The organism is Streptomyces sp. WELS2, assembly GCF_013870595.1.
Taxonomy (GTDB): domain Bacteria; phylum Actinomycetota; class Actinomycetes; order Streptomycetales; family Streptomycetaceae; genus Streptomyces.
This window is the reverse complement of the sequence record NZ_JACBWZ010000300.1, coordinates 1-6,945: the sequence shown is the minus strand read 5'-3', so window position 1 is coordinate 6,945 and position 6,945 is coordinate 1. Positions and strand designations below refer to the sequence as shown.

The 6,945-nt window shown below is 71.8% G+C and carries 7 protein-coding genes, 1 tRNA gene and 1 pseudogene; 3 read left to right on the top strand and 6 right to left on the bottom strand.

What is annotated here, in order from left to right:
- Positions 1 to 128 precede the first annotated feature (128 nt).
- Positions 129 to 201 (top strand) — tRNA-Arg (locus H5J33_RS18410).
- Positions 202 to 1,168: 967 nt separating this feature from the next.
- Here the strand turns inward: H5J33_RS18410 and H5J33_RS18405 are convergent.
- The 5 genes from H5J33_RS18405 to H5J33_RS18385 all read right to left on the bottom strand — a co-directional run bounded on the left by H5J33_RS18405 (position 1,169) and on the right by H5J33_RS18385 (position 4,732).
- Positions 1,169 to 1,777, bottom strand: a complete 609-nt coding sequence (locus H5J33_RS18405) for a hypothetical protein (RefSeq protein ID WP_181796027.1) — start codon at positions 1,775 to 1,777, stop codon at positions 1,169 to 1,171.
- A complete protein-coding gene (locus tag H5J33_RS18400; protein ID WP_258565205.1) occupies positions 1,774 to 2,109 on the bottom strand; it encodes a hypothetical protein in 336 nt (111 codons plus the stop codon). Before H5J33_RS18400 ends, H5J33_RS18405 begins: the two co-directional genes overlap by 4 nt.
- 1 nt (position 2,110) lies before the next feature.
- Positions 2,111 to 2,476 (bottom strand): ATP-binding protein, encoded by a 366-nt coding sequence (locus H5J33_RS18395; RefSeq protein WP_181796026.1) that lies wholly within the window; start codon positions 2,474 to 2,476, stop codon positions 2,111 to 2,113.
- Between the two features lie 370 nt (positions 2,477 to 2,846).
- A complete protein-coding gene (locus tag H5J33_RS18390; protein ID WP_181796025.1) occupies positions 2,847 to 4,028 on the bottom strand; it encodes a helix-turn-helix domain-containing protein in 1,182 nt (393 codons plus the stop codon).
- A 62-nt stretch (positions 4,029 to 4,090) separates the two neighbouring features.
- A complete protein-coding gene (locus H5J33_RS18385; RefSeq protein ID WP_181796024.1) occupies positions 4,091 to 4,732 on the bottom strand; it encodes an HAD family hydrolase in 642 nt (213 codons plus the stop codon).
- Positions 4,733 to 4,862: 130 nt separating this feature from the next.
- Between H5J33_RS18385 and H5J33_RS18380 the strand changes: the two genes are divergently transcribed.
- Positions 4,863 to 5,384, top strand: coding sequence for a hypothetical protein (locus tag H5J33_RS18380; RefSeq protein WP_181796023.1), 522 nt, complete (start codon positions 4,863 to 4,865; stop codon positions 5,382 to 5,384).
- Here H5J33_RS18380 and H5J33_RS18375 read toward each other — a convergent pair.
- Positions 5,378 to 6,571, bottom strand: coding sequence for an MFS transporter (locus H5J33_RS18375; protein WP_181796022.1), 1,194 nt, complete (start codon positions 6,569 to 6,571; stop codon positions 5,378 to 5,380). The two genes, H5J33_RS18380 and H5J33_RS18375, sit on opposite strands and share 7 nt — an antisense overlap.
- 167 nt (positions 6,572 to 6,738) lie before the next feature.
- On the opposite strand from H5J33_RS18375, the pseudogene H5J33_RS18370 reads away from it, so the two are divergent.
- Positions 6,739 to 6,945, top strand: a pseudogene (locus H5J33_RS18370) (transcriptional regulator); the annotation flags it as partial.

Here is a 6,945-nt window from a genome sequence, read left to right as displayed (position 1 = left end):
ACGGGGCCCCACCCTATCCACGCCCGGAACAGCCCCGGCCCCCGCTCGGCCGCACCCCCGGTACACCGAGCACACCACCCGCTACACTGACGACGGCGACCCGACCATCACCGGTCGATCACCACCCGGCCTTCGTAGCTCAGGGGATAGAGCACCGCTCTCCTAAAGCGGGTGTCGCAGGTTCGAATCCTGCCGGGGGCACAGAGAGAAGGGCCAGCTCAGGAGGGGTTTCCTCCCGGCTGGCCCTTCAACGTTCAAGGGTCCTTCCACGGACGGCCCACTACGGGCCCGCAAGATGCCGTCGGAGGTGTCGGAGGCCGCTCCCCCACCGGCCCCGGGACCACGGCTCCGAGCCGGTCCCGCGATGGCCCGGTCCCGGTCACTGGTCATGTGCTGACAGATCATCGCAGCCTGGGAGCCACCGTGGCATTGAAGACGGTCTCCCACACGCGGGCGACTGGCTGATTACCGCCAAGGGACGGGCCACCCCGATCACTGTCGATGCCCACGGACACGTGGACGACGCTGAGAGCGCCGATCGCCTCATCCCGCCTGGGGAGGAGTGAAGCAGCCAGCCCGGCGCCACTGCCTCAGTTTCCGTCTCATCCAGCCCGGTTCACGGCCGTTCAGACAGGACCGGACGCCGGCCCGCTCCCGGAGGACAGCCTCGCGTGGACGCAGGTGAACGCCCCGGCCCACAGCCCACGCTTGGAAAGCGTGCGCCCCCGAGCAACCCTCCTCGGGCCGCCGTGCACCACTGCGCGAAGCAGTGCGCCTTCCGCAGGGGACACGTGCCCGGCCATCCTGCACTGGTCCGCACGAGGGTCGAAGACCAGGGGTTGGAGACGTGGCTCGTACGCAGTCCAGGTGTGGAGCGCTGACGGAGAAGGGCACTCGGTGCCGGCGGCTGGCAATGGTCGGTGCGTCGCGATGCAACCTGCATCGTGGCGAGTGGTCGTCGTACACCATCGAGAAGCGCAAGGAAGCCGAACGCAAGGCGAAGGCACGCAAGCGCCGTAAGTGATCCCAGCGTGTCAGGCCCCGGGACTCTCAGGCCAGAGGGTCCGGGGCCTTTCTCGTGGTCCGGGCGGGCAGCAGCCTGAACAGACACTCGCCATGTGGTCCGGTCTTCTGGAAATCTCCTACACGATCACGGTGTTTGCCCAGGTCAACGCAGAAGTGAGCAACCCCCACGCTCTGTCCTCGCTCGGACGCGGTGCATGCCGTCCCGATGCGCGGGAGAGCCCGGCAGCCGTTCGAGGGTGAGCGGATCGTAGACGTACCCGGCCACTCCCCAGACCGGCGTGCGCCGTACGAGGGCCGCCGTCCAGCCACGGTGGCGCAGCGGCGGGCAGTGCTCGACGGCGAGCCGGGCGCACACCGCGTGCACGGGTGGAGACTCCGTCCGTTCCCCGTTCAGGAGCGGGTGGCCGTCTGCGCCGGCCGCGAGAAAGAGTGTCCACTCGTCCTTCCGGGTGCCGACCGTTGGCCCGCCGCAGAGCCGGCAGAGCATACGGTTCATCGCCTGCCGCTGCCGCAGCGCGTGGACGAGGCCGTGCTGCGGCCGGCCGCCCCGCGTGGCCGGCATGCGCATCCAGGACACTCCGAACTGCCGCTCTACGTCGGTCTCGTCCCGGAGGCCAAGGAACGTCGCCGGGGAGCGGTGGACCTTGACCAGCTCCTGGATCGGGATCTCTTCCTTGGTCCAGGCGGTGATGAACGGTACCGGAACGCCGTCCCGGTACCGCACGGCACGGATGGGGCCGGTGTCGGTCATCGGCGTAGTTCCCGCAGGAGTTCGTGCAGGGCGCGCCGGGTGTCGCACAGGGCGGCAAGGCCCTTGCATTCGGTGCACCGATCGGGGTGTGTGTCGCGCGCGGCCCGTACGGCGCTCCGGGTACAGCGCAGGCAGGCGCGCGGAAACCAGCTGAACCCGTCGTCCACGTGCTTGCCGAGGTCGATGGCCGTCTCGATGGTCAACCGTTCGCCACCCCAGACGCACTCGGCGCCCCGCGTCCGGGCCTCGGACAGAAGCTCCAAGCGCGGCAACGGGATGTGCGGCACCAGCATGGCGGGGATGACCATCAGACGTGTGCTCGGAGCCGGCATCTCAAGCACCCTTCGCCACCTTCAAGTCGGCCCAGACGTATTTCTCCCGGGACGATCGGGTACAGCCCCACGCCGTCGTCACGGCCTCCACCAGGGCCAGGCCGCGTCCTCCGCCGTCAAGAGGCCTCGCGGACCGGAGAGCGGGCCAAAGCTCAGGACGCTTGTCGATGACGACGACCCGGACCGCGTCCGACGGCACCCGGCGCACAACGACCCGCACGCTCGGTGTCCCGGTGTGCCCGAACGCGTTGGTCACCAGCTCGGTCACGACCAGGGCGGCATCGTCCAGCACGCCGACCAGGCCCCAGTTCTCGAGATGTCGACCACGAAGTGCCTCGCGGCCGGCACGGATGCCGGCTCGCGGCACAGTACGCGGACCTGCGGCAGCTGCGGCTCCCATGCCATGGCCGTCACCAACAGTCCTGCCGGAACGGGGTCACTGGACACGCCCCTCGCTCGTCAGCGCCATCTCCGGCTTCAGGTGACAGCCACACGACACGACAGTCCACACCCGCCGGCCGGCGCTTCGCTGGACCCGGCCCACTGCCTTCATCCCCCGGGCGACCGCGCCACAGTGCCAGCAGGCCCGCCCGTGGAGCCGGGCGATACTGACGGGTCCGGCAATTTTGAACAGCGGCTCGCTGCAACTTCGCATCCTGGCCTCCACCTGCCGTCTGTCTTCGACGGACAGAGGATGGACCGCGACAAGGGCTGCAAGGGATACAGCGTGTATCCCCTCAGACGGCGCCGATCCACTCGGTGAACGCGGTCAGCGACTCGGCGTCCGCGCGTTTCAGCCGGCGAACAGTGGCCGCGGCCTCCCGTGCCCACGGGTGCTCACGAGTGTGCTGCGGTGCGATGAACCGGGCGACCTTCAGCGACTCGAACGCGTCGTCCGGGCGTCCCGCCCACACCTGCGCTCGCGCCAGCTCGATCCAGAACCCGGATCGGCGTTCCGCCGGCATGGAGTCCGGCGGGGTCCACTCCTCGGCGACGTCCAGGGCTGTCCGGATGTGATCACGGCCAAGGCTGACCGCGACGGACACCTCGTGGGCACGCACGGAGTCGGGGCCGAACCGGGTGCCGTCGTAGTCGGCCTCGGGAATGGTGTCACCGAGTCGACGGGCTTCCGCCAGGTGGTGCTCTGCGGCCTCGGAGTCGTCGGCGCGGCCGGCGATGACGGCCGCTCGCATATGCAGGGCGCCGCGGGCTGCGGTCGTCTTCCGGCCGATCGGGCTGGGACTCGCGTCGATGGCGCGTTCCAGAGCGGCGAGGCCTTGGGCGTGGGCACGTGCGGCGAAGAACGTTTCCGTACGGACGTAGGCGGCGGTGGCCTGGGCGATGCGGTCCTCGGTCTGGTCGGCCGCCCATCGCATCAGATCGACGAGCCTGGCTGACAGGTCCCAGTGCCCGAACTTGTACGCGACCGCGTCCGCTGACCTGGCGGTGGCGGCGAGGAGTCGAGCGGCATGCAGCCGGTCCGCGCCGGTGCAGTGGTGCAGCGCGGTCATGGAGCGGGTGAGGAGCCGGGGGGCGTGCTCGGCGATGCGGGCGTACTGTGCGGCCAGTCTCCACTCGGTCAACTGAGTCACCTCGGCCGCGAGTTGGTGCAGCGGGAGCGGCGGGACGTCGGCAGGGATGTCGTAGGCGGCGATCGCGGCGGAGATGGCGGGGATGGAGGCGTGCACCCGGCTGTCGGTGCGCGTGCTGCCGGTGATGATGCGGCTCGGGTCGACGGCGAGCGCTGCGGCGATCGAATCGAGGGTGTCGTCGCTGGGCGAGCGGGCCCCGCGTTCGATGGCCTTGATGGTGGCCAGGGAGACGAAAGCAGCGCGTGCAAGGGCAGCTTGGGTCATCCGGCGGGTACGGCGGATGGTGGCAACGCGGCGGCCGACCTCGATGGCTGTGGAGGTGGGCATACGGGCTCCGTTCGGTGCGTCCGCCTCGAACAGTAGCGGCACCGTGACAGAGTGATGGGCTGCTACTGGGCGACGAGCGCCGGAAGTTCCGTGAGGCGGTCGATTCTCCAGTCCGCAGCCGCCACGACATCCGGGTCGGCTGCCCATAGGTGCCCCCACGGACCGCGCCGCAGATGAGCAGTACGCAGTCCGGCCGCCGTCGCGGGAATCGTGTCGTTGGCGGGGTGGTCGCCGACGTACAGCGTCTCACCGGGCGAGGCCTGCCCGGCCTCGACGGCCCGCCGGAAGAACTCGGGCTGAGGCTTGGCCACACCCCACTCCCCGGATGTCGCGACCACGTCCGCGGGCAGGTCGAGGGCGCGCAGCAGCTCACCCGCGCGAGCGGTCTGGTTCCCGGCGATGACGACCCGGACGCCAAGACGGCGCAGCTCGGCCAGGGCGGGACGGACGTCGTCGTACAGGTCGCTGTCGTCCAGGTGCTCGCCGCGGCCGGCGGCCTCGCGTGCCCGGTACTCGGCTGCGACGTCGATGCCGGGGCGGGCGAGGCGGAGGGCGTCGGCGTTGTCGCGACCCTGCGCGACGACGGCCCCGACGAGCGCGGACAGCGTGTGCCGGGGGACGTCCAGCCAGTCGGCCCACGACGCCCAGTAGCGATCGTCACGGACGAGGGTCTCGCCGACGTCGAAGATCACCGCACGAATCATGCGGGCAGGGTACCGGGCACGACGAAAAGGCCCCCTCCTGCCCGGAGGCACGGAGGCGAAAGGTGCGCTCAGGGGCTCGGCCCACGGCCTTCGTCGTGCGCTGGGCCGTGGTCCCGGCAATCATGGAGATGTGCCCAGCGTCCCCACACCGGGCGGCGGTGCCGCGGAGCACCGTCCGGATCAGCCGCGGACCGACTACGCGGGTGCGATCTACGGTGCGCTCCTGGCCGCGTCCGTCATCGCCGGGACGGCGGCGTTCGGTCCGTTCTCCCGGCTCGGACTCGTGCTGTTCCTCCTCGTCACCGGCATCGTGTTCTGGGCCGCCCATGTGTACGCCCGTCTGGCCGGGGACCGGACGCCCGGACAGCTCCTGAGCTGGGGCGAGGTGCGCCAGGTGGCCAGGCACGAGTGGCCGGTGGTCCAGGCCGCCGTTCCCCCCTCCATCGCGGTGGCGATCAGTCCCCTGCTGGGGCTCGGGCTTGCCGGAACGGCATGGTTCGCGCTGGGGGTGGCGCTGTTCGAGCAGGTCATGTGGTCGACCGTCGCCGCCGTGCGGGCCGGGGCCTCTCGCCGGCTGGTGGTGGTCTCCGGTCTGGTGAACCTGGCGCTCGGTCTGATCATCGTCGTCGCCAAGACGACCATCCATCACTGAACAGGCAGCGGGCTCTCCTCCCGGCCGGCCCCCGGCCGGCGGGCCGCCGCGGTCAGCGTCAGGGTGACGCAGAGCGAGCCCGCCGCCATCGCCGTCATCGCCGTGGCGGGTGAGGCGAGTTGGCCCAGGGTGCCCGCCGTCGTCGCGCTGAGGCCCTGGAGGGCCAGCATGCCCGCCGAGTGCAGCCCGAGGGCCTGGCCGGCCATGGTGTCGGGGGTCAGGCGCATCAGCCGCTCCTGCTGCAGCAGACTCGCCCCGAAGCCGGCCGACGCCACGGTCACGCAGGCCGCCGCCACCGGCACCGGCGGGTGCGCGCAGAAGATCAGGAACGGTGTCGCCAGCAGGAGCAGCAGCGGGGTGGCCAGGCGGGCGCGGACGGCGGCGGGCAGCAGCCGGCCCACCGTCACGTCCCCGGCGAACATGCCGAGCGCCCCGCACGCGAACAGGGTGCCGGCCGCGTGCGGGGCGTACGCCACGTACAGCGACTCGCAGCCGACGACCATTCCGCCCGGCAGCCACAGGCCCAGGTAGGTCAGACGGCGCGGCCGGGACGACCACAGCGCGGCGTTGACGCGCCAGGTCTCCGACGCCGAGGGTCGGCCGGCCGCGCGGGGCGGGCGGGCGGTCAGGCCGAACCGCAGGGCCGACGCGGCCGTCAGGTACAGGGCCGCCGCCAGCAGCAGGCAGGCGCGCGGGGACACGGCGGCGAGCAGGGCGCCGCCGGTGGCGAAGCCGGCGACCTGCGAGAGGCCGCTCACCATGTTGAAGAGTGAACGCCCGGGCAGAAAGCCGTCCTTGCCGAGGATCTCGTTCAGCAGGCCCCAGCGGACCCCGCCGCCGAGCGACGCGGCCAGGCCCAGCGGCAGGAGGACGGCGAGGAGCGCGCCGGCCGGGAGGCCGGGCAGTGCCTGGACCGCCGTACCGGCCGCGAAGACCAGGGCGATCGCCGACAGCGCCGTACGCGGGGGCAGCCGGTCGGCACCGGAGAGCAGGACCGTCGCGCCCAGCGCCTGGGCGAGCGACTGGCCGAACATGCTCACCGCCGACAGCAGCGGGGAGCCCGTCGCCCCGTACACCAGCGTGCCCAGTGCGAGGCCGCCGATGGTCTGGGCGGCGGTCTGCGCGGCCGTGCCGAGGAAGAGCGGGGTGAACTCCGGGGTGCGGAACAGGGATCGGTAGCCGGTCATGGTCCGGAGTCTCGGCCGGGCCGCCGGGCGCCCGTTATCGTTTCGCCCGCACGCGAAAGGCCGGGCGCGGAACGTCCCGTGCGGAACCTCCCGTGCGCTGCGTACCGCGCGGAACGCACCGCGCGTGATGTCGTACGTCGTGGAGTCCCGGGGGGAGAGGTGCGGCCGTGGGGTGGTGGCAGCTCGACGCCGACACGCTCGCCCGGAGCCGGTTCGTCGTCTCTCCGCTCGCCGAGACCTTCGCGTGCCTGAAGCTGCTGCACGCCGGGCAGGGCGCGCATCCCGGGGAGCATGCCTGGCTGGGCACCCATCTGCCCGCCTACCGGGCCCGGCTCGCGGCCGACCCGGTGACCGCCCGGCTGGTGCGGGCGGGG